The sequence below is a fragment of the Martinezella rhizogenes genome, assembly GCF_000799715.1.
Classification (GTDB): domain Bacteria; phylum Pseudomonadota; class Alphaproteobacteria; order Rhizobiales; family Rhizobiaceae; genus Rhizobium; species Rhizobium rhizogenes_C.
On the sequence record NZ_JUHG01000011.1, the window covers coordinates 1,246,081 to 1,267,619 of the forward strand.

Below are 21,539 nucleotides of genomic sequence, written 5' to 3' on the forward strand. Positions count from 1 at the left end.
AACTCACTTCATCGTCGATATCAGCAGGAACATCGGACGCTCGCGCTCGATCGCCCAATCCGGATGCGCGGCGAGATCGCCATCCGTCGGCGTCCACTCCTCGACATGCGTGATCGTGAAGCCTGAGTTGATCAGCAGGTTAAGCGTCGTCCCCATGGTGCGGTGTTGCTTCACCACGCCTTCGGCGAGCCAATTCGTCACCCGCGGCCCTTCCATCTGATAGCTGTCGAGCGGCCATGTCTTGCAGCCTTCAGTATCGACCAGCCAGTCCGGCCGTCGCGGCGCCATGTAGATCGGATGCTCGATGGAGAAAATCAGCCGTCCACCGGGCTTCAACGCCCGATGGATCGTCGCCAGAAGCCCGGAGACATTCTTGATATAGTGAAAGGCGAGCGAACTATAGGCGAGATCGAAAGCGGCCGCCGGAAGCTGTAGATCTTCCAGATCGGCCTTGCCGTAGCGAATAGCCTTGTCAGCCGTCTCGGCCTCAGCGCGGGCGAGCATATTGTCGGAGATATCGAGACCCAGCACATTGGCTGCGCCCTGCTCCCTCGCCCAGCGGCAGAACCAGCCGAAGCCGCAACCGAGATCGACAACATCCAGACCGCGCAAGTCGGGCAACAGCGCCCGGATCGACGGCCATTCAGCCGCGCCTGCCAGCCCATCGATCGATCGTTGCAGCTGGCTGTAGCCCTGGAAGAAGGCCGGATCATCATAGATGTTCTGGGTCATGCTCGCCTTTCAAGGCTCGATACCGCTGATCCCCGTCAGATCGCGGGTTTCGGCCGCGACAGCCATTGCGAATAGGGCTTAACACCAAAGCTCGGATCGGCCGCATCCTCAAGCACATGGATATACTCGATCGAATGCCCATCCGGGTCCAAAAAATATTGCGAAACTGCCGGCATCCAGCCGAGAACGACGGGCTCGTCCGATGGATTGTCATTCAAATCGAGCGGCTGAACGCCATGCGCCTTCAGCGCGGCGGCAGAGCCGAGAACATCCTCCAGAGTGACCCGAAAAGCAATGTGAAGCCGCATTCGCAGGGGCGCGCTGCCTATAGCCCAGAGGCCGAGCATGCCCTTCCTTTTGTCGTCGATCCAGAAGAACGCGACGTTCCTGTTCTCGATGACGGTCGCCAGCTCCAGCCCGATGACATCGCGATAAAACCGGATCGAACGATCCAGATCGACGACCGTCAGATGGGTCTCATACAGACCCAGGATTTGCGGCATCGGCACATCTGCCATTTCGTTTGAAGCTCCTGTCATCACACTACCTTCGCTGCGGTCACTTCGACCTCCGCTAAAAACTCCGGCCGCGTAAACCCGCCAACGATGATCAGCGTCGAGACCGGCTTCGGATCGAGCGTATAGCGGTCGCGGACAGCCATGTAGGCGGGGAAATCCTCGCGCCTGGTGACAAAACCGGAAATGCGGATGACATCGGCAAAGCTCATGCCCGCCTCATCGAGGATCGCCTTGATCGCCTCGAAGCAAAGCTCCGCCTGGCCGGTCACGTCGGAGGGAATAGTCTCATCAAGAGCAATCCCGAGCTGGCCCGAAGTCACGAGCAGGCTGGCGCCCGGCGGCACCAGCAGGCCGTGATTGTAGTTGCCGAACGGGCGGCGGACGGAGGGCGGATTGAACGTCTTCTTCATTGGCATCGGTTCCTCGTTTGTAGGGCCGATTTCAGCATTTCGACAGTCGATGGACAAGCCGCTCAGAGCACCTGAACGGGCTCCTTCACCCTATTTCGCCGCACTTCCAGGAGGATATGGCCGAAGAGCGCGGCAAGCACGATCGGCCCGCCGACCAATGTCGCCTTTGAGGGTAGCTCCGCCAGGAACATCCAGGTCCACAACGGCGTCAGCGGCACTTCGAGCGACGTTATCAACGTGGCGTCGGCGGCCGGGATCAGCCGCGAACCGAACGTATAGAGGCTGAGACCCATGGCGCTCTGGACGAGGCCGAAAGCGACGATCAGACCCAAGTCATGTCCCGACACCATGGATGGCGACGCAAACCAGAAGGTGACCAAGGAGCAGAGCCATGCGGACAGTGCCATCGCCGGCAGCATCGGCACATCTCGATGCTGGCGCATGATGACGGCAAGACCGGCAACCGCCAGGGTCATGATGACGGCAAGCCCCTTGCCGAGCCAGCTTCCATCACCGGCGGCCTCACCGGAAAGCATCACCAGCACTCCGGCCAAGGCGACGACGCTGGCAACGAGCGTCGTCGCACTCGGGCGCTCCCGGATGAAGACATAGGCGACACCGGCCGTAACGAACGGCACGGTCGCATAGATCACCATCGCATCGGCAATGGAGGTGTAATAGATCGAGCCGATACCGCCGATCATGGCTGTCGTGGAGAAAACCGTCGCGGCCAGCGACGGCCAGCGCATCGAACGAATAATCCGCCAGCCATTGCCGCGCTCGATGTAGAAAAACAGCGCGAAGACGCCAAAGCCGGTGACGATGCCGCGGCAGAAGAGAATAGTCATCAGATCGGCGTGGATGGTGCGCACGAACAGGCCTGATGTCGACCACGCCAGGGCCGAAAGCGCCACATAGGTCACGCCCAGCCGATATTGCTGCTGCTCCGCCAGCGTCACGACGAATCCTCCCGACTTCCTTTTGTTTTATGCCTCGACTATTAGCGAGCACCGGAACACCCTACAAGCCATGCTTGCGGCTCGCATGTCACGAACGCGAGAAGAAAATATAGCGGTTGCAGAACCGCCACGCCTGCTCCATCCAAACCAGCCTGTCCGTCTTGCGGATATTTCAGGCGCCTTTAGGGTATGGATGATTCGGCAGAGGGAGAAACAATGCAGCTATTGCTGGCAAGCCTGTTTGCATGCGGCTGCGTGAGCCTGGTCGACGCCGTGCCGTGGCCTGTTGCCGAGAGCTATATCAACCCCGCCGTGGAATGCAGCCAGAGCGCCAATCCCGGCGCTTGCCGGCATACGCGCGACACCTGGAAGACAGAGTACAGCGACGCCATCGACGGGAAATATCAGGGGCAGCAAAACGTCGCATTCTGCCTAAGCACGGGCTGCGACAAGGCGATCCAGCCCGACAAGATTCTTGGCTGCGCCTGGCGCATCGTCATCGCGAAATCCGGGCACGCGGAGCTGGACGCTGCGGATGCTGCGAACCTAAAGGTGTTCTGTGGGCCGGACTATATTGCCCAGGCGGACAGGCGAATGGCCGAGACGCAGGCGAGAAGCATGGTGATGATGGTCGGGAAATAGCTGGAGGTCCTAGGGTCGCGGTACGCCACGGACTGGACAACAGGAGACATCGAATTGCGATCGCCAGAGGTATCCGGTGTGGATATCGGCCTGTCGATCCTTCGAAACTGCTCAGACCGTTCGAACTTCGGCAAGCCGCTTGACTGCATACTCGTCCCGCCAGCAAACGGCGGCTTCCCATGCGGCTGACGCTTGCGCGGCGATGTCATACGCGCCGTCGTCGAGATCGGCAGCGTTGTTGGGCAACACCAGGTCAAGATCGGGGACGTCGACATGTGCCTCATCCCAGTCGATCAACGCGACGCGATCTGCGGTCATGCGGACGTTGCCAGGATTATTGGGGTTGCCGTGGACAACGCATGTCTGACGTCCGACGAGCCGCGCCCACGCCGCTCGACATCGAATAACACCCTCGGGAGGCATCTCGGTAAGATTGATCCTCGTTCCCGTTTCGGCATGGAGGAGGTCGGACGACGATCGCCAGCATGGGCGCTGCGGCCAGCCCTGCGTTAACCGATGCAGCTCCCGGAGCGTGTCAGCCACGCGACGCCAGTCGGTTATCGTCTCGGGCGGTCCGCCCTCTATGTATTTCATTACTACCAGACCGTCCGCGAACAGCCGGCCGCCAGTCGTCGGGATCGGCACTGGAACGGCCATACCTTCAAGACCGAGGTGCTGGAGCAGCTCGGTTTCCCAAGCGAGATCAACGTCGGTTCTGGAGCCGAGACGACCGACGGCGATCTGCCCATGGACGCGAACGCTCCAAACGTCGTTGGCAACCCCGCCAGTAAGTGGTTCGATACGAGCGGCGTCTTCACCCCATTGCCTGAGGGCTTCCCATCCCATTGGCTATAATCCTTGGCAGCCATGATTAGATTGATGGGAGAAGTAAGGAAAATTTACGACGTTACGATGGCCGCTTCTGGCGAAACCTTCCCGCCAGAAGCACTTCAGAAAAGCCAGCGGCATTTCCCACCGAATTCCCTCTTTACATGTAAGGCGCAAGAAACCCACGGATCGCCTCGATCTCATTCGGGCGGATATCGTGGCCGCCCGGATGCCAGTCGAGCATCACCTCGGCCTTCTGCCGCGTAAAATAATCCGCCAGCGCCTTGGTCACTGGCGCCGGTGAGATCGGGTCGCGTTCGCCGGCCGTGATCAACACACGCCGACCCTCGAGCTCGGCATTGTCGCGCGGCTGGAACGGGATCAGCGGATGCATCAGCACGGCGGCATCGAAGAGACCGCCGTGCTCGATCAGCACATTGGCGAGAATATTCGCGCCATTGGAAAAGCCGAGACCAAGCACCTGCGAGGCACCGTGGTCGATGGCGAGGCCTTTGACATAGGCCGCCATCTTTTCCGTCGCGCGGGCAAGATCGGCCATGTCGTAGACGCCCTCGCCGGTACGGCGGAAGAAGCGGGCGGCGCCATGTTCCGAAACGTCGCCGCGCGGCGAGACGATGGTAGCGTCCGGCAGCAGGCGGCTGCCGAAATCGAAGAACTGGTTCTCATCCCCGCCGGTACCGTGGAAGGTGAACAGGATGGGCTTGCCGGGTGCACCGGGCTTTACCCGGTGCACATAGGTCGTATCGGTCATGATCTTACCCCTCGCTTAGACGTCCAGCGGTTCGAGATGCTCCTCGAGCAGCGCACGCAGATGCGTATGCTGTTCCGGCAGCTTCAGCGCCTCGCCGAGATGAGCCGTATCCTCGTCGCGGTTGAAGCCCGGCTCGTTGGTGGCGACTTCGAACAGCACGCCGCCCGGCGTGCGGAAATAGATCGCCCAGAAATAGTCTCGGTCGATGACCGGAGTCACCTGATACCCCGTGTCCATCAAGGCCTTACGCACTTCCAACTGCTTGGCGCGGTTCTCGACGGAGAAGGCAACGTGGTGGACGGAACCGGCACCGGGAAGCGCGCGGTTGATGTTCGGCATGGTTTCGAGATCGACGACATCGGCACCATTGCCGCCGGGAATGGCGAGCCGCTTGACGCCTTCATGCGTATCGACCACTTCATAGCCCATATATTTCAGCAGCTCGGCCGTCGCGCCCTCGTCCCGCAGCCGCATGGCGACGGAGTGAAAGCCCCTGATCGCATGTTCGGCATCGACGCCGCCATGGGTCCAGGGATCACGCTTGTCATCCTTGACCTCGACGAGCGCGAAACCGTCGCCATCGGGACCGGAGAAATGCAGGCGCTTCTGGCCGAAGGATTCATCCGCCTTCAGTCCCTCGACGCCCTGCTTGCCAAGCCGATCGGCCCAATAGCCTATGGCCCCTTCCGGAACGGAGTAGACGGTATTGCCAACTTCGCCGGTACCCGGACGGCCACGCGCCATTTTCGGGAACGGGAAATAGGTCATGATCGTGCCGGGCGTGCCGATCTCATCACCATAGTAGAGATGATAGACATCGGGCGCATCGAAATTGACGGTCTTCTTGACCCGGCGAAGGCCGAGCGTGTTGGTGAAGAACTTGTTGTTGGTACGGGCATCTTCCGCCATCGAGGTAACGTGGTGAAGACCCTTGATCTGATTGAGCATCTCTAACCCCTTGTCTCGCCCGCAACGGCAGGCGTTTTCCATGAGCAGAAGATGGTCCGAGAGCGGACGTTTCGATAGCCCTCAAGTGCCAAACGGATTGTCTCTGATTATTGAACGATAAGATGGTATCGTTCAACGTGAAGTCAGCTATTGCCCGGATCACTCGGCAAAGCCCATTCAATCGGCTCCCGACCATGTTCTTCCAGATAGGCATTGGCCTTGGAGAAATGCCGGCAGCCGAGGAAGCCGTTATGGGCGGAAAGCGGCGATGGATGCACGGATTTTAAGACGAGATGCCGCTCGGTATCCACGAAAGCGGCCTTCTTCTGGGCGTAGGAGCCCCAGAGCATAAAGACGACGCCGTCGCATTCGTCGTTAACCTGGCGGATGACGGCGTCGGTGAAGCGCTCCCAGCCCTTGCCCTGATGCGAGGCAGCCTGCGATTCCTCGACGGTGAGCACGCTGTTCAGCAGCAGCACGCCCTGTTTCGCCCAGCTTTCGAGAAAACCATGACGCGCCGGCGGAATGCCGAGATCGGCCTCCAACTCCTTGTAGATATTGACCAATGATGGCGGAATGCGCACGCCGGGGCGGACGCTGAAGCAGAGCCCATGCGCCTGGCCGGCGCCGTGATAGGGATCCTGCCCGAGGATCACGACCTGAACTTCATCGAGGGGCGTCAGGTCCAGCGCCCGGAAATACTCGCTGCCGCGCGGGAAAATCACCTTGCCGCGCTGCTTCTCCTCGACCAGAAAGGATTTGAGCTGCTGCATGTAGGGGCTCTCGAATTCCGGCGACAACGCCTCTTTCCAGCTCTCCTCCAGCTTGATACCCGCTTCCGCCATCGTCTCTCGCCTCCGTCCGTTGTCAGCATGTCGATTGAGGATGAAAGCGGCGGCGTGTCAAGAAAATGGCGGATGTGGCGGCGGGGAGATCACAGTTTTTGAACGGTGGCAGGGCTTGGCTCCGATCTCGCTCGACGAATGCCATCAATAGCGGCCCTTGGCCCGAAGCGGACAACTTTCCATTAGCTATGGCGCGCTAGCTAACGGACGCGCTCAGTAAACAACCTGCGCGGTATCAATGAACTGGCGGAACAGGTCCTGCCATTCGCCCACTTCCCCCTTCTCTATGGCCCTGTTGATCATCGCCATGTCCGTGGAAATGACCAGCGCGTAGATGTGACCACCTTGCTCACTCACATTTTGTCGAATACGTTCCAGCATTTCCTGCTGATCGCCCTTTTGGTAGCTGAGCTTTCTAAGCTGGTCGAGTTGCTCACTTGTCATTCGCACGGCAGACGGCAAAGCACTTTGCGGCGGCCCAAACGGCTTCATCGTCATAACCATTCCCGTGAAATTCAGATCGAAATGGCCGTCAGCGCCAACCGGCACAACAGTTTGGATGTGAGCGACGGCTGTCGTCTTGTAATTCACGTATGTAGACGGTACCCCCATCACCAAGGAACCATCGAACATTTCTCTGGGGAACTGTCTGACTAGGGCCTTCCACAATAGTCGCCCTAGCGTGTCGATTACACTTTCATGAGGATCAGGCAGTGAACCTTCGATTTCCTTAAGCGTCGCTCCGTGCATGAGGCTGTTGCGGGTTTTATCGAGAAGGGCCACCGTTGCATCATCGCACCCCTCATCCGCATCCATCAGCAAGGCGCGGATAGCTTGTTTTGCGTAGGGCCTATGCTGCGGATAGGTTTCGCACCTTTCGCAATAAAGCGCGGACTGACAGTGCGGGCATTTGTCATTCACCTTCGCAACTGGCTTCTGAAACTCGGCCACGATCTCCAGCGCAAACCAAAAGTAGGTGAATTGGTCGTCCGGCGCTGAGGCGTCTATTCCCAATCGATACCATCGCAGAGCGCGCCTGATAGCTGGCGGAATGTCAAACTCCAGCAGATGTTCGATTGTCTTAGCGTGCTCATCGTCTAGGAATGGCTGCGGATCATCGTATTCAATCCTATCGCCCCACATGCGGATATCTCTCATTGCGCCTTTCAAGGACGGTTCGGCATCGACAATTTGCTTTATCCTATGCTTTCGAAAGCCAGAACCCGTCGTGAATGCGAGCATGTTGAGACACGTAGCTAGGTGGTCCTCCGCTGCATCAGCCGCCTCATCCAACGCCTCAGCATCGAAGTAGATATGAACCGAGAGCAAAAACGGGGTTGTGAACTCTGAGCGCGGGATGTTCCTGATCAGCACTTTGAAGGTGTCGCGAGGGTCACAGATGTTCAACACTTGACCATCAGCCACCACCGAAAGATCAGAGGTAACTTCGAAATTAGCTACACAGCGCATGGATTGTGTTCCTAGCTTACCCAATCAATCGATCTCGATAATGGGCTATAGTCAACACGTCGCCAAGCGTCGTACGAGTGACATTCGTTACAGAATCCGTATCATCTCGCCAGAACAAGCTCCCCCTTCCCCAATCACCCCTTGATCCGCACCATCTGCGGATCATAGAGCGGCTTCAGCGACACCTGGCATGGCACTCGACGCTGCGCGACATCGAGCTCGTAGCGGCCGCCAAGCACGAAATCCTCCGTCACTCCACTTGGATCGCGGACATAGCCGTAACCGATAGCCTTGCCGATCGTGTAGCCATAGCCGCCGCTCGACAGCCAGCCGACGCGCTGGCCGTCACGGTAGATAGTCTCGCGGCCAAGAAGAACGGTCTCGGGATCATCCGGCACGAAGCAGGCGAGCATCTTCTTCACGCCCAACGCCAGCTGCCGCTCGATGGCCTCGCGACCCCGGAAAGCAGTGCCCTTCTTCATCTTCACAGCCCAGGTAAGACCTGCCTCGACCGGCGTGTGGTCGGGACCAATATCGGAGCCCCAGGCGCGATAACCCTTTTCCAGCCGGCAGCTTTCGATGGCGCGGTAGCCGGCATTGACGAGGCCATGGTCGCGGCCGGCCGCCATCAGCGTGTCGTAGACAGTGGTCGCATATTCCACCGGCACATGCAGCTCGTAGCCAAGCTCGCCGACATAGGTGATGCGCAACGCCCGGACCGGGCAGCCGTCGATGCCGATGGTCTTCACCCGGCCGAAGGGGAATGCAGCGTTGGAAATATCGGCCGATGTTACGGCCTCCAGCACCGCGCGCGAATGCGGCCCCATCAGCGACAACACGGAATAGGCGGAGGTGACATCCACCAGCTCGGCATGCATCTCGGCCGGGATGCTCTTGGCGATCCAGTCGAAATCATGGGTGGCGAAGCCCGTGCCGGTGGTGATGTAGAATTCATTCTCGGCAACACGCGCCACGGTTACATCGCATTCGATGCCACCCCGGTCGTTGAGCATCTGCGTGTAGGTCAGCGCTCCCACCGGCTTGGCGACATCATTGGAGGCAATCCACGAGATCGCCGCCTCGGCATCGCGCCCCTTCAGTACGAATTTGGCAAAGGAGGTCTGGTCGAAAATAACGGCCGCCTCGCGCACCGCCTTGTGCTCGCGTCCCACTGCATCGAACCAGTTCTGCCGTCCGTAGGTATAGACATCGTTCGGCTCCTCGCCGGCGAAGAGATCGGCGAACCAGTTCGGCCGTTCCCAGCCGAGCTTTTCGCCGAAACACGCGCCTTGCGCCTTCAGCCGATCGTAGAGCGGCGACTTGCGGCAAGGACGGCCACTCGAATATTCCTCGAAGGGCCAGGCCATGGTGTAATGCTTGCCATAGGCTTCGAGCGTGCGGGTGCGGACCCAGTCCGTGTCGAAATGCGGACGGCCGAAGCGGCGGATGTCGACCGGCCAGAGATCATAGGGCGGCTCGCCCTTCGCCACCCATTCGGCAAGCGCCATCCCCGCCCCGCCCGCGGAGGCAATGCCAAAGGCGTTGAAACCGGCGCCGACAAAGAAGTTCTTCAGCTCCGGCGCCTCGCCGAGAACGAAATTACCATCGGGCGTAAAACTCTCAGGCCCGTTCAGAAGCTGCTTCACGCCAGCTGTGTGCAGCCCCGGCACGCGCGCCAGCGCCTGCTCCATGATCTGCTCGAAATGGTCGAAATTGCTGTCGAGCAGCGTGTAGTGGAAATCCTTGGGTATGCCGTCGACCGCCCAGGGGACGGGGTTCGGCTCATAGCCGCCCATGACCAGCCCGCCGACCTCTTCCTTGTAATAGGTCAACCTGTCGGGATCGCGCAGTGTCGGCAGGTTGGAGGGAACGCCGAAGGATTCGGTGATGAGATATTGATGCTCGACGGAGACGAGCGGCACGTTGACGCCAAAGCGCGCCGCGAACGCCCGCGTCCATTGCCCGGCGCAGACGACGACACGCTCGCATTCGATGCGGCCTTTGTCGGTGATGACGGCGCGGATCCTGCCCTTGTCGATCTCCAGATCGAGAACTTCGGTATCCTCGAAAATCGAAACGCCGGCCATGCGGGCGCCTTTCGCCAGCGCCTGGGTGATATCGGAGGGATTGGCCTGTCCGTCCGTCGGCAGAAAGGCCGCGCCGACCAGATCGTCTATATCCATCAACGGCCAGAGGTCGAAGGCTTCCTGCGGTGTCAGCAGATGCATCTGCAGCCCGAAGGATTGCGCCGTCGTTGCCTGACGCTTCACCTCTGTCCAGCGTTCCTCGTTGCAGGCAAGGCGCAAGCCGCCATTCATCTTCCAGCCGGTGGCAAGCCCCGTCTCGGCCTCCAGCCTCTTGTAGAGATCGACGGAATAGCCGAGCATCTGCGTGATATTGGCGCTGGTCCGCAATTGCCCGACAAGACCGGCGGCGTGGAACGTAGTGCCCGAGGTCAGTTTCTTGCGTTCCAGCAGCACCGTGTCGGTCAGTCCGAGCTTGGCGAGGTGATAGGCCGTCGAGCAGCCGATAATGCCGCCGCCGATGACGACCGCCTTCGCTGTTTTGGGCAGTTCCTTCATCGCATCACCTCAAGAATTCCGGAATGATTGATAGGCGCGTTCAAACCGCGCCAGATTTTCGCTCGTATAGGCTGAATAATCGAAGTCGATCTCGGAATGGATTTCCGACACCATGCTCCACATCGTCTCGCGCAATAGCGACGCACATTTCATCGCCTGATAGCGCCGCCACAGATCGCCGCTCACCGGTGCCTCGAAATAAGCCTCCAGCATTGCGGTTTCCTGATCCTCGGAAAAATCATTGTTGGAGGCGAGACCGCCGAGATCGAAGAGCGGGGTGTTGAAGCCGGCATAGTCCCAATCGATCAGCCAGAGCCGTTTACCATCGTCGAGAAAGTTCGCCGCCAGCAGGTCGTTGTGGCCGAAGGCGATGTCGAAGGGGCCGGCCGCCTGCTCCAGCCGCGCGGCACTATCGAGGAAGGAAGGCAGCAATGCCCGATGCCGGCTGTCCCCTTCCTCGAGAAGCGCGGCATAGTCGCGCACGACATGGAAAACCCAGAAAATCGCGGCGGCACCGCGAAAATGTTTGGAGACATCCCGGTGGCAGGACCGAATGAGAGGCACGATGCGCGCCAGCATCGACGGCTCGCGGATATCCTCGGCCGCAAGCGCCTTGCCGTCGATATAGTCGAGCACGAGGATACCGGGCTCATGATGGATGACGGCGGGCGACAACCCGGCCGCATGCGCGGCCCTGCTCGCCGCCGCCTCATTGGCCCGGCTGATGTGATGAACCGGAATATCGGTTCCGAGCCTGACGACAAAACGTCGGCCGCCATCCGTGACCAGATAATTGCGATTGGTGATGCCGCCCACCAGCGGAGCGATCTCGATCGGCCCGCGCCAGATGCCAAGAGCATGTATTCTGTCTTCGGGTGTTGCGGCCATCCCTACCCCAGCGCGGCGATTGCGCATCTCCTGGATGCAAGAGGTTCCCCACAAACGGGGAACTGTCAAGAAGCAGCCACAAAATGAAACGGCCGAGAGGCTTTTTGTTGAGTTCCATTGGGAAATTGGATCTGCGTCATATTAGGTTATGGATAGAGACAATAGAAAGCTTCATCGTCAGCGCGATTTGGCTTAAAAATTAAATCTCGGGATGATTGCAGCAAGACCGCTTGTCTTCGAAGCATTATCCCGCTCTACATATTCGTAGGCATGGCCTCCTCCTCCGCAAGCCACTTTCAACGTTTTCGGATCATGCCCCAGATAGGATCGAAACCATGACGGGCATCTCACAGGCGCCGCTTCATTCGAACCATCGGGAACGCGAGATCCTGGAGGAGCTCCGGCTCGCCGGCGGGGCTAGCCGCATCCAGTTTCTCGCCGAGCGGCTGGACGTCTCGGAAGAGACAATCCGGCGCAATATCCGCAGCTTGGAGGCCCATGGCCTCGTCACCAAGGTGCATGGCGGCGTCCACATCAAGGACTCGTTCATCGAGCAGCCCCTGCATTTCCGCATGAACGAGAACGCGGAAGCCAAGCGCATCATCGCCGCCCGTGTCGCGATGATCATACAGGACGGCGACACGATCTTCCTCGATATCGGCTCGACCACGGCCTTCATCGCCGTGGCGCTACAGAAGCACCAGAACCTCTTCATAGTTACCAATGCCGTCTCGGTCGCGCATGCGCTGGCGACCCGCAACGGCAATCGCGTCTTCTTCGCCGGCGGCGAGCTGCGCAGTCACGATGGCGGGGCCTTCGGTGCCGAAGCGAGCAATTTCCTGCGCCGCTTCAATGTCCGGCATGCTGTCCTGTCCGTCGGCGCCGTCAACGCCACCTCCGGCTTCATGCTGCACGATCTCGAGGAAGCGGAATATTCCCGTGAAGCGGCGCGGCGCGCCGAAAACCGTATCATCGTCGCCGACAGCGCCAAATTCGGCCGCACTGCCCCGATCATCATCGACGATCCCAGCATCTACAACATGATGGTCACCGACGACACGCCGCCTGCGGATATCCAGGCCATGCTCGAGCGCAACGAGATCGACCTCGTCGTCGCCAGCCAGCGCCGCGTGGAGCAGCGCTGAGGGGACGCTGTATCTTAAGCCGCGTGCGCCGAATGCTCCGCGATCGCAGGCTCTCCTGAAGACGCCGGCGGGATCCAGCGTGGCACGGCGGGGCCGGCAAAATCGATGGTCAGGGAAAAGGATCCACGGCAACCTCCCCAGAGAGACGAAGGCAAGCGTGCATGTCCGGTGGTCCAGCGGCGGTAACCGTCCTCGACATAATGAAAACCATCGATCAACCGGTCATCGTCCACGGAGATATATCTGGCATCCGTGACTTCATCATTGATGACCAGCTTCGAGACACAAACGCCGAGCTGGCGGCCGTCGCCGGAGGAACCGATCAGGTTCGGCGCGCCCCATTCCGAGGCGAGCCATAGTTCGGACACCGAGGCCGGCACATGAAACTTCGCGCGCCAGTCGTTGAGGACAGGATCGATGCGTTGTCCGTCGGCAACCAGATGCACATCGGCAAAGGGATCGTCGCTCAGGGTCCACCCCATGTCGAGGGCGCGCGCGCGGAGTTGCATCCGAACAGCCTCGACCAGCGGCCCCTCCGGGGCATAGGCTAGGCGTCTTTGGCCGCCATCCTTCACCAGCTGAATTGGATTGCCCGTTGCCCGGGAAAAGAAATTGCGGTTCCCATGGTCGATATAGCTTTCCGACGGCAATCCATTCGTCACGAGGATATCGTGCTCATCCAGTTCCACATGCCAGTATGTCACCTTCGCACATTCGACCTGTACGACTGTCGCTCCGTTCACGAGCGCCGAAGCGGGTATCAGAAGATCGGTCACGACGGTGGTGCAAATACCATGTGCCGGAGAGACATGGAGATCATATTCAGGCTTGTTGGGCCCAAGGGCGCCGGCGGCAATGCGGATCGGCCAGCATGCATGGACGTCTCGCGCATTGGCGCAATCCAGCTCCGCGCTTCCGATCCATCGGATGGGGCGTTGTTGTGAGGATGCCGTAATGGCAACGTCTCCAACCCGTAAATCCTCGACGGCAATGTCACCTCGTGTCGTGCGGACCAGCGTCCCCGTGACAAGGCAAACGACGATCGTTCCGGTGGCGGCATCCAGTATAAACGTCGAAGGGTTGAGATTGGCCGCGAAGTTGAGCGTGTAATTGCCGGCAGTCGTAACGAATGTTGCTATCTGACCGTCGACTGAAATACTCGAAACCGCTCCCGGGCCATTATAGGCTATGGTTGCCGAATTGGTTTGGCTGTACTCATAAATGGTACCGTCGAATTGCGTGGAAAAATTAAACTGTGCGCCATCGCCCAGCGTCACCACTTGAGAGGAGCCCGATCCGCCCCATTGATAGCTCCCCCCGACAAAAACCCAACCGACGGCCGAGGTTACTCCGCTGCCGGCTTCCAGGTGGGACAAGGAGCTAATGGAGATACCCCCGCCGCCGGTGATCGGTCCATCTATCTTTATCCAGGTTTGGCGGAAGCCGCCATAAAGGTTGAGGGTACTGGCGGGCGAAAGAAAGAGGCTGCCGATATCAGGCTGATGTCCAAAATAGGGGGTAACGGTGTCGCCATTATCAACGACAATAGAATCTCCAAAGCTGGGAAGAGCGTTCGTGGACCAATTGCCGGGATCGATCCAAAGACCGTTACCGTTGTCATTCGTCCAGGTGCAGGTTGCCATCGATATCCCCTCGGATCATGATGCCAGCTGGAAAAGTCGCAGAAGCGCCTAACGGCTACCGAGTATACGGTAGCACGCAACTCGCTTATTAGTCGAGTCGCATATATCATTACTCGAGTTGTTCAGCCCTTGCACATGGCTTCCAGCGTCAGCGCCGCCTTGCTGGCATGGCGCTCCTTATGGCGCAGCAGGCGAAAGCTGCGGACAGGCAGGTCGAAGGCTGCCCGGACCAGCAAACCCTGCTGCAGATAGGCCCCGGCAGCCGCGCTGGAGATCGCCGCGGCACTCTGCCCGGAGCAGACCGCCGACAGAACGGCCTCGTTCGACGGCAGCACCAGTGCCACGCTCAGATCGCGCGGCGAGGCGCCAAGCTTCGCGATGGCGTTTTCGAATTCGGACCGCGTGCCCGACCCTTCCTCGCGCATCACCCATGAGGTGCCCGTGGCAAGATCGGCTGCGGAAAGCCGCCTGCCGTCCGCCCAGGGATGAGCCGGCGGTACGACGATCACCAACGCATCTTGCGCCACCACCTTCATTGAGAGAGCCGGCGCATCCACCTCGCCTTCGACAAAGCCCAGTTCGGCGGTGCCCTCGATCACCGCCTCGGTGACCGTGCGCGTATTGCCGATCGTCAGATCGAGATCGATGCCCGGATAATCGCGGCGGAACCGCATCAACACGGGCGGCAGCCAGTAACTGGCGATGGTCTGGCTGGCGCACAGGCTGAGCCGGCCGCGCTGCAGGCCACCGAGTTCGGAAAGCATGAGTTCGGCCGAGCGAACACGCGCCAGCGTCGCCCTGGCCTCGCCGAGAAAGGTACGGCCGGTTTCCGTCAGCTCGATCCGCCGGCCGACACGATGGAACAGCTCGACGCCGTAATAGGCTTCGAGATTCTTGATCGCCGAACTCACCGCCGACGGCGTCAGGTGGATGGCCTCCGCCGCATGGGTCAAATGCTCCCGCTCGGCGACGGCGACGAAAATGGCGAGTTGCTCGAAGGTCATGGGAAATCATTCTAATTTATCGAATGAAACATAGGATAATATTCGATGGATGTCGACATCGGTAGATGAGACTTTCCCGGCACAGCAATTCTCCGTAGCCGAATGGCGGTGCCGCATGCCCCTTTTCCAACGAACAGCGATCATCCTTCCCGGCCTCGCCCTGACCAGCGCTGTAGCCCTTCTTGCCTATGCCGGCGAACGTGCCGAGATCGGCATCTTCGGCGGCAGATGGATCGAGAGCCTGGTGCTTGCCATTGCGCTCGGCATCGTCGTCTGCACCGTCAGGCCGCTCTCGCCCTCCCTGCGCCCTGGCATCGATTTCAGCGCCAAGATCCTGCTTGAAATCGCCATCGTCCTGCTGGGCGCCTCGATCAGTCTTTCGGCGATCGATCAGGCCGGTGTCTGGCTGATCGCCGGCATCGCCATCGTCGTCGTGCTGTCGATCGCCGCCACCTATGCCATCGGCCGGCTGCTCGGCCTGCCGCCGAAGCTGGCGACGCTGATCGCCTGTGGCAACTCCATTTGCGGCAACTCGGCCATCGTCGCCATCGCCCCGGTCATCGAGGCGGGATCGGAGGAAACCGCCGCGGCCCTTGCCTTCACCGCCGTGCTCGGCATCGCCGCCGTCTTTCTGCTGCCGCTTTTCTATTTCCATGCCGGCATGAGCGTGGGCCAATATGGGGTACTGGCCGGGCTCACCGTCTATGCCGTGCCACAGGTGCTTGCCGCTACCGCGCCGGTCGGTCTGCTGGCCGTGCAAACCGGTACGGTCGTCAAGCTCATCCGCGTGCTGATGCTTGGCCCGATCATCTTTCTGCTCGGCATCGTCACCAAGACCAAAACCGCAGGCGCGGGCCACCGCCGCTCGTTGGTTCCCTGGTTCATCTGCGGCTTTCTGGGGCTGATGGCGTTGCGCTCCTTCGGCCTGATCCCGGACACGCTGGTCGCGCCGATGGCCTTGGTCTCGAACCTGCTGACGGTGATCGCGATGGCAGCGCTCGGCCTGTCGGTGAACATCCGCTCCGTCGCCCATGCCGGCGGCCGGGTGATCGCGGCGGCAACGCTGTCATTGATAACGCTCGGCGTCATCAGCTACGCGCTGATCGCCGCCTTGCAGATCCATTAGCGCCACCCTTGCCTTGGGTGGCAATGGCACTCCGCTGCTCATTGGGCCTCTCGGCCGACACCAGCAACGTGGCAATCTCGTTGGCCGGAGATGGATAGCCGATCGCATAACCCTGGAGTCCATCGCAGCCGGCCTGCGCCAGGAGCGTTGCATGTTCCTCGGTCTCCACGCCTTCCGCCATGACCTCGACGCTAAGCGCTCTTGCTATCTCGACGATCGAGCCGACAAGACGGCGCTGCTCGTCCGAGACAGTAATCGCCGTCACCAATTGCCGGTCAATCTTCAGCCGTTTCGGCTTCAGCTTCACCAGGCCGATCAACGAGGCATGGCCGGAACCGAAATCATCGATCTCGATATCGATGTCCATCCTTTTGATCGCATCGACATTGGCGAGCACCCTGTCGTCGGGATCATCGAGAAAGATCGTCTCGATCAATTCGAAAACGACGGCATGGCGCGGTATGTTCAGCATATGTAACCGCTCGATCAGGCCCGGATCAGCCAGACGGCTTGCAGAAATATTGACGGCAATGCGCGGCGGTGTCAGCCCCTGCTCGACCCATACAGCCCGGTCTGAGAGCGCGCAATTGAGAACGGCCGCGTCGATCTCGGCCGTCAGCCCATATTCTTCCGCCACCTTCAGAAAAGCTGCGGGTACGAGCAGCCCCTTCTCTGGATGCCGCCAGCGGGCCAAAGCCTCGAGGCCAATGATCCGCCGGCTGCGCGCATCCACCTGAATCTGGTAGAAAGGCACGATCTCGCCTCGCATCAGCGCCAGCCGCAGTTCCTCCGCCAACTGCCGCTCGGCCTGCAGATCGGATTGCAGTTTCGGTGTGAAAAACTCGACTCGATTGCGGCCAAGCTTCTTGGCCTGATAAAGGGCAATATCGGATTCCGCCAGCAGATTGCTAGCGCCATCGGCAATACTCCAGGCCGCACCGATCGAGGCGCCCATCTGCAACATGTCGTGATCGAAGCGTATGTCGCGCCGCAACCGCCACAGAATGTCCTCGGCAACGGTTCCGACTTCATCTGATGTAGCAATGTTGACCAGCACCGCAACAAACTCATCTCCACCGACACGGGCGACCATATCGCCAGCAGCGATCGCTCCCAAAATTCGTGCCGCTGCCGTCTGCAGCGTCGTATCGCCGGCCGCATGCCCCCATTTGTCGTTGATCTGCTTGAAGCCGTCGAGATCGATATGAAGGATCGCCAGTGTCTCCACCGCCCTGTCCGCTTGCAATTCCGCCAGCCGGCGGTCGAAGTAGCGGCGGTTGGGAAGACCGGTCAGATAGTCATGGTCGGCGGCGTGCTCGGTGCGCGCACGGCTCTGTTCCAGCGCAATCGCGCGGGCTTCGGCGACCGCTTTCTGATTGGTCAGTTCGCGGTTGAGCAGAACATCGACGGTGACGTCCCATTCCGCCCCGATGAAGGCCGGCGCGCCGTCTGGCCCCTCGAAGAAATGGGCGCGCGAGCGCAGATAGCGAACGTTTCCATCGGGCAGGATGATGCGAAATTCCGAATTGTAGAAGCCTTTTTCCACGATGGCCGCATCGAAGTCGGCGATGGCCCGCTCGACGTCATCGGGATGCAGGGCATTCAACCAAACCGCCGCCGATACTTTGCGGTTGCGGAGACCGGTCTGATAAAGCTTGTGCATCTGCGAATCCCAGAGCACTTCCTTCTCGTTGATATTATGCTCCCAAACCCCGATTTGCGACGTCTCCAGCGCCAGCTCCAGTCTCCTCAAGAGGTTCTGGAACTCCAGCTCGGATCGCCCTGATATCGTCTCTCCCATTGAGTTCGAGCCCCTCCGGACACATGGAACGCCTGCATAGTCCAGGCGATATCCTGACAGTACTCCCTTTCACGATATTTAATAACGTTCGCATGATTGCAGGCTTTTGCCCGCAACCATCGTTGCAATCGTTTTTTTCAATGATTATGACGCGGCGGATTGGCCGCGAGATCACGGAAATCCGCGGCGCCTTCGAGCACCGCGCCGTCGGAAAGCTGCGTGACCGAGCGGCGATAGATGCGCTGCCAGGGCGTAGCGTCCGGCGGGACAGCCGGAATGCCATCACCCTTGCGCCGTTCGATTTCAGCCTCCTCCACCAGCATGTCGCAGAGGCCGAGATTGAAGTCGATCCGGATGGTATCGCCGGTTCTCAGCCAGGCAAGCCCGCCGCCCGCCGCACTTTCCGGCGAGGCATTGAGGATGGAAGGGCTATCGGCGGTGCCTGACTGGCGGCCATCGCCGATCGTCGGCAGGCTGAGGATGCCGCGCTTCAACAACGCATCCGGCGGCTGCATGTTGACGACTTCGGCCGAACCGGGCCAGCCGATCGGTCCAGCGCCGCGGATGACGAGAATGGTGTTCTCATCGATACCGAGATCCGCATCGTTGATGCGCTTGTGATAGTCCTCCGAGCCGTCGAAGACGACCGCCCTGCCCTCGAACACGCCTTCGCGGCCCGGCTCCAGCAGATAGCGATTGCGGAAATCCTCCGACACGACGCTCATCTTCATGATAGCGAAATCGAAGAGATTGCCCTTCAGCACCAGGAAACCCGCCCGCTCCTTCAGCGGCTGCGCAAAGGGGAGGATGACCTCGCGATCCGTCGCCTCACGCCCCTTCAGGTTCTCCGCCATGGTCTTGCCGGTCACCGTCGGACAGTCGCCATCGAGCTTGCCGACCTGCAGCAGTTCCCACATGATGGCCGGCACGCCGCCGGCGCGGTGGAAGCGCTCGCCGAGATAGGCGCCCGCCGGCTGCACGTTGGCGAGCAGCGGAATGTCGAAGCCATGCACCTGCCAGTCCTCGGGATGAAGCTCGACGCCGGCATGCTTGGCCATGGCGGCCAGATGCGGCTGCGCATTGGTCGAGCCGCCGATCGCCGAATTGACGCGGATCGCGTTGAGAAAAGCCTGCCGGGTCAACACGTCGGACGGCTTGATATTTTCGAGCACCAGTTCCACGGCGCGCCGCCCGGTGCGATAGGCCATCTGCCCGCGCTCACGATAGGCGCCAGGAATGGCGGCGCAGCCGGTGAGCGACATGCCGAGCGCTTCGGCCATGGCATTCATGGTCGAGGCCGTGCCCATGGTGTTACAGTGACCGATCGAGGGTGCCGAGGCGAGTGACGCCTCCATGAATTCCTCTTCGTCGATCTCTCCGGCCGCGAGCTTGCGGCGCGAGCGCCAGATCACCGTGCCGGAACCGGCCAGCTCGCCATCGTGCCAGCCATCCAGCATCGGCCCGCCGGAGAGCACGATCGCCGGGATATTGACGGTGGACGCCGCCATCAGCGCCGACGGCGTAGTCTTGTCGCAGCCCGTCGTCAGTACGACGCCGTCGAGCGGATAGCCGTAGAGCACCTCGACGAGACCGAGATAGGCGAGATTGCGGTCGAGAGCCGCGGTCGGGCGCTTGCAGTTCTCGAAGATCGGATGGGTCGGAAACTCGATCGGAATGCCGCCGGCATCGCGAATGCCGTCACGGACGCGCTTGGCAAGATCGATGTGATGACGGTTACAGGGCGTCAGGTCGCTGCCGCTCTGGGCGATGCCGATGATCGGCTTGCCGGAGCGTAGCTCCTCCGGCGTGATGCCGTAATTCATGAAGCGCTCGAGATAGAGCGCGGTCATGTCGATATGATCGGGATTGTCGAACCAGTCCTGCGAGCGCAGACGACGTTTGGATGGACTGTTGTCGCTCATGTCTTTCTCAAGCCTTTCCTCGGCCATTCTTGTCTTCCAGATGCAGCAACAGGCCGCTGTGATCGCGCTCCGCGCCACCATTTTCGACGAATTCGGCGAATTCCGTCCTGACGGTTTCGGTCAGCGGCAAATGAAGCGACAGGCTTCGGCCGGCGGCCAGAACCGCATCGAGATCCTTCAGCTGATTGCGGGAGGTTCCGCCAGGCTCGAAATAGCGGTCAATCATGCGCTGGCCATGCAGCTCGAGAATCCGGCTTTCGGCAAATCCGCCACGAATGGCGGCGCGAAATGCCTCGGGCGAGCCGCCACCGGCCTCGACCAGCAGCATGGCCTCGGCGATCGCCCCGATGGTGACGGCGACGATTTGCTGGTTGCCGAGCTTGGCGAGCTGGCCGGTGCCGCTCGGTCCGACATGGGTGACGCGGCCGAGCGGGGCGAGCACATCGCGGACACTATCGATGACATCGGCGTCGCCGCCGGCCATGATCGCCAGCGTCCCGGCAGCTGCCCCCACCACGCCGCCCGAAACGGGCGCGTCGATAGGGCGAAAGCCGCGCTCGGCCAATTTCGCCGCATGTTCGCGGGCGACTGGGGGAGCGATCGAGCCATTGTCGATGACGACGGCCCCGGGCGCCAGCGCGTCCGTCACCCCGCTTCCGAACAGAACCTCACTCACCGCGCCGCCATTGGTCAGCATGGTGAAAAGCACAGATGCGCCCTTCGCCGCCTCCGCCGCCGTCGCGGCAACGGTCGCTCCGTCAGCCGCCAGTGCATCCGCCTTGCTAAGGTCACGGTTCCAGACGGTGACGGCAAAACCGGCGCCAAGCAGGCGCCGCGCCATCGGAGCACCCATCAATCCTGTCCCGAGGAAGGCAATCTTCCGACCGGTCATGACAGCCGTCCTCCCAGCTCGTCCTCGATATGCGTGGACAGATCCCTGGCGCGCGCCTTGACCTTGCCGTTGAACCCTTCCGGCCATAGTGGCTCGATCACATCGACCAGCGTCAGCCGCTTGATCCCCCGACCACCAAGACCGCCATCGGCCACCAGCCGCGCCGTCAGTTTTCGGCCGATCATGCCGGCTGCTCCGATGATGGCGATACGCATGCATCCTCCCGCATAACGATGAACGGGACAGCTCCTCCGGCCCGATGTACGTCAGTCAATATGCTTATCTGCTTGATAAACCCATGGCGTCCGCATGCAAACGAAATTGGCGGGCGAGCGGTAAAATCTTTGAAAAACAGATTGGTTGAAATGGAAAATATCAAAGCGGTCCAAGCACAGAAAAGGGCGGGACCTTG

19 protein-coding genes and 1 pseudogene are annotated in these 21,539 nt (G+C 60.5%); 3 read left to right on the plus strand and 17 right to left on the minus strand.

Annotated elements, in window-relative coordinates; translation table 11 throughout:
- Positions 1–3 precede the first annotated feature (3 nt).
- The 4 genes from EX00_RS09930 to EX00_RS09945 form a co-directional block, all read right to left on the minus strand.
- The gene (locus EX00_RS09930) at positions 4–732 is read right to left on the minus strand and encodes a class I SAM-dependent methyltransferase (protein WP_047456703.1); all 729 of its coding nucleotides are present in this window, start codon (positions 730–732) and stop codon (positions 4–6) included.
- Between the two features lie 35 nt (positions 733–767).
- Positions 768–1,250, minus strand: a complete 483-nt coding sequence (locus EX00_RS09935; protein ID WP_047456704.1) for a VOC family protein — start codon at positions 1,248–1,250, stop codon at positions 768–770.
- Positions 1,251–1,270: 20 nt separating this feature from the next.
- On the minus strand, positions 1,271–1,660 hold the full coding sequence (locus EX00_RS09940) for a RidA family protein (protein WP_047456705.1): 390 nt from the start codon (positions 1,658–1,660) through the stop codon (positions 1,271–1,273).
- A 62-nt stretch (positions 1,661–1,722) separates the two neighbouring features.
- Positions 1,723–2,619, minus strand: a complete 897-nt coding sequence (locus tag EX00_RS09945; protein ID WP_047456706.1) for a DMT family transporter — start codon at positions 2,617–2,619, stop codon at positions 1,723–1,725.
- A gap of 216 nt (positions 2,620–2,835) precedes the next feature.
- On the opposite strand from EX00_RS09945, the gene EX00_RS09950 reads away from it, so the two are divergent.
- Positions 2,836–3,261 carry a hypothetical protein gene (locus tag EX00_RS09950; RefSeq protein ID WP_047456707.1) on the plus strand — a complete coding sequence of 142 codons (426 nt, stop codon included), beginning with the start codon at positions 2,836–2,838 and terminating at the stop codon, positions 3,259–3,261.
- 111 nt (positions 3,262–3,372) lie between these two features.
- Here the strand turns inward: EX00_RS09950 and EX00_RS09955 are convergent, their stop codons facing one another.
- The 7 genes from EX00_RS09955 to EX00_RS09985 all read right to left on the minus strand — a co-directional run bounded on the left by EX00_RS09955 (position 3,373) and on the right by EX00_RS09985 (position 11,594).
- Entirely contained in the window at positions 3,373–4,107 is a 735-nt protein-coding gene (locus EX00_RS09955) for a phosphotransferase (RefSeq protein WP_047456708.1), read from the minus strand.
- A 142-nt stretch (positions 4,108–4,249) separates the two neighbouring features.
- On the minus strand, positions 4,250–4,861 hold the full coding sequence (locus tag EX00_RS09960; RefSeq protein WP_047456709.1) for an alpha/beta hydrolase: 612 nt from the start codon (positions 4,859–4,861) through the stop codon (positions 4,250–4,252).
- Between the two features lie 15 nt (positions 4,862–4,876).
- Positions 4,877–5,809, minus strand: a complete 933-nt coding sequence (locus tag EX00_RS09965; protein ID WP_047456710.1) for a VOC family protein — start codon at positions 5,807–5,809, stop codon at positions 4,877–4,879.
- Positions 5,810–5,952: 143 nt separating this feature from the next.
- Complete coding sequence (ung, locus tag EX00_RS09970) at positions 5,953–6,654, minus strand: uracil-DNA glycosylase (protein ID WP_047456711.1); 702 nt, start codon at positions 6,652–6,654, stop codon at positions 5,953–5,955.
- Positions 6,655–6,867: 213 nt separating this feature from the next.
- Positions 6,868–8,124: a methylamine utilization protein MauJ gene (mauJ, locus tag EX00_RS09975; protein ID WP_047456712.1), complete on the minus strand. Its 1,257-nt coding sequence runs from the start codon at positions 8,122–8,124 to the stop codon at positions 6,868–6,870.
- Positions 8,125–8,258: 134 nt separating this feature from the next.
- Positions 8,259–10,706, minus strand: coding sequence for a GcvT family protein (locus tag EX00_RS09980; RefSeq protein ID WP_047456713.1), 2,448 nt, complete (start codon positions 10,704–10,706; stop codon positions 8,259–8,261).
- Between the two features lie 9 nt (positions 10,707–10,715).
- Entirely contained in the window at positions 10,716–11,594 is an 879-nt protein-coding gene (locus EX00_RS09985; protein WP_047456714.1) for a phosphotransferase, read from the minus strand.
- 335 nt (positions 11,595–11,929) lie between these two features.
- Between EX00_RS09985 and EX00_RS09990 the strand changes: the two genes are divergently transcribed.
- Positions 11,930–12,739 carry a DeoR/GlpR family DNA-binding transcription regulator gene (locus tag EX00_RS09990; RefSeq protein WP_047456715.1) on the plus strand — a complete coding sequence of 270 codons (810 nt, stop codon included), beginning with the start codon at positions 11,930–11,932 and terminating at the stop codon, positions 12,737–12,739.
- Positions 12,740–12,753: 14 nt separating this feature from the next.
- Here EX00_RS09990 and EX00_RS30775 read toward each other — a convergent pair whose 3' ends face one another.
- Complete coding sequence (locus EX00_RS30775) at positions 12,754–14,382, minus strand: Hint domain-containing protein (RefSeq protein WP_052210698.1); 1,629 nt, start codon at positions 14,380–14,382, stop codon at positions 12,754–12,756.
- 122 nt (positions 14,383–14,504) lie between these two features.
- Positions 14,505–15,386, minus strand: coding sequence for a LysR family transcriptional regulator (locus tag EX00_RS10000; protein WP_047456716.1), 882 nt, complete (start codon positions 15,384–15,386; stop codon positions 14,505–14,507).
- Positions 15,387–15,501: 115 nt separating this feature from the next.
- Between EX00_RS10000 and EX00_RS10005 the strand changes: the two genes are divergently transcribed.
- Entirely contained in the window at positions 15,502–16,512 is a 1,011-nt protein-coding gene (locus tag EX00_RS10005) for a YeiH family protein (protein ID WP_047457673.1), read from the plus strand.
- Here the strand turns inward: EX00_RS10005 and EX00_RS10010 are convergent.
- The 4 genes and pseudogenes from EX00_RS10010 to EX00_RS10025 all read right to left on the minus strand — a co-directional run.
- Positions 16,475–18,313, minus strand: a complete 1,839-nt coding sequence (locus EX00_RS10010) for a GGDEF domain-containing phosphodiesterase (RefSeq protein WP_047456717.1) — start codon at positions 18,311–18,313, stop codon at positions 16,475–16,477. The two genes, EX00_RS10005 and EX00_RS10010, sit on opposite strands and share 38 nt — an antisense overlap.
- Positions 18,314–18,450: 137 nt before the next feature.
- Positions 18,451–20,235, minus strand: a complete 1,785-nt coding sequence (locus EX00_RS10015; RefSeq protein WP_047457676.1) for an IlvD/Edd family dehydratase — start codon at positions 20,233–20,235, stop codon at positions 18,451–18,453.
- 7 nt (positions 20,236–20,242) lie between these two features.
- A complete protein-coding gene (locus EX00_RS10020) occupies positions 20,243–21,127 on the minus strand; it encodes an NAD(P)-dependent oxidoreductase (RefSeq protein ID WP_047456718.1) in 885 nt (294 codons plus the stop codon).
- Between the two features lie 35 nt (positions 21,128–21,162).
- Positions 21,163–21,342: pseudogene (locus tag EX00_RS10025) on the minus strand (D-erythronate dehydrogenase); the annotation flags it as partial.
- Positions 21,343–21,539 lie beyond the last annotated feature (197 nt).